We start from the raw sequence: 1,363 nt of genomic DNA, 5'->3' as shown, positions 1-1,363 counted from the left end.
ACCACAAGGCGACGTTGCGGCGGAATCCGTCGATGCCGGGCAGGCCCGCGGTGAACCGTTCGTTGGCGAGGACCACATTCCACAGCGGATCGAGGTAGGCGCCTGCGATCTCGCGGCGGTCGAGGGAGGTCAGTGTCGCGCGGTGCTCGGGGGTGTCGGTGCGGGTGCGTATTTCCGCGATCGGTGGCAGCGCGACCGGGGGCCGGGCGAGGTCGTGGGTGTAGCGTTCCTGCGCACGATCGAGGTCGTAGGCGGTGACGAGGTGGTTCAGGACCGCTGGTGAGGGCGTCACCTTGTTGCGTTCGATCAGTTTGAGCATCTCCTTGCTGATGTTGAGGCGGTCGGCGGCGCGCGGGCGCGGGAGCCTGTGGCGCTCACGGATCCGGCGTGTCCAGCAACCGAGATCTGGTATCTCCGAACGAGACGAACTGGCGCGGTCCTGGCGGCGTCGTCGTGGATGGTGGGCCGGGTTCGTTGGCCGGGTCATGTAAAGCCCCTCCTACTACGGTCTTCCGTATTTCCTTCCACGTGGGGTACGTTGAAGGGTTCACTTCCCCGACTCGATTCGTTCCTACCAGAGAAAGATCATCCCCGGCAAATAATATTCTCCATGAGCTAACTGACAGATAGCCATCGGAGCCGCGCGGCAGACATGGTGTATTTGCCGTACCCGCGCACCGGGGGACACGCGTTCGGGAAGTTTCTCTACTGACACTCGCTTTACCCCTTTCTCCCATCGACGCAGGTCACCATGCGCAGTCGGAGGGGTAATGGTTGTGCTAGCAGAATCCTTACCCCTCGAAGGGGTGGCGCAGCAGCGGTTTTCGGGGCTGTGATGGTGAGGCAACTGCACCTCCTCCGGTAAAGGAATAATCGTGGACCCATACACCATCCTGTCGCTGCTCGACGCGGGAGCGTCACTGGTCTCGAATGTGCTGTCGGCCGCCTCGTACGCATTGAACCTGGTCCTGTCGTTCGTCTGATCGGCCGTGTCGTTCCTCTGATGTGAGGAATGCGGCGACGAGTCTCCCGGCTGTGGTCGGGCAGCCGGGGACCACCCGCCTTTCTCGCGCATAGTCGCGCGCATTTTCTGATCCTTTCCCTCTCCTTTCTCATTCGATCGAAAGGCTTATTTGTCGTGCCCGAAAACGGGAATACATCCCAGGCCGCCGTCCCGCTCCCGGGGCGGGATTGCGGCCCAGGGGCCACCCGCCCTCGCGTCTCGGGTGGTGGGCGGCTGCTGTGGGGTGGCCGTATGTTGGCTGTCGGCGCTGTGCCGATGGTGATGATGCTGGCCGCGCCGGAAGCCAGTGCTGTGACGCTGGATCCGATCGCTGATCAGCCCGGAGTCACCGCCCCGGTC

The 1,363-nt window shown here is 63.3% G+C and carries 1 protein-coding gene; it reads right to left on the bottom strand.

All coding sequences use genetic code 11. The features are described 5' to 3' along the window. The coding region (locus HOV91_RS39065; RefSeq protein WP_174190184.1) for a helix-turn-helix domain-containing protein at nucleotides 1-487 on the bottom strand (487 nt) is incomplete at its 3' end. Between the last annotated feature and the right edge of the window lie 876 nt (nucleotides 488-1,363).

It is taken from the genome of Nocardia barduliensis (assembly GCF_013315795.1).
GTDB classification, from domain to species: Bacteria; Actinomycetota; Actinomycetes; order Mycobacteriales; family Mycobacteriaceae; genus Nocardia; species Nocardia barduliensis.
Note: the sequence above shows the minus strand (reverse complement) of the source record. Positions and strands in the feature narration are given on the sequence as shown.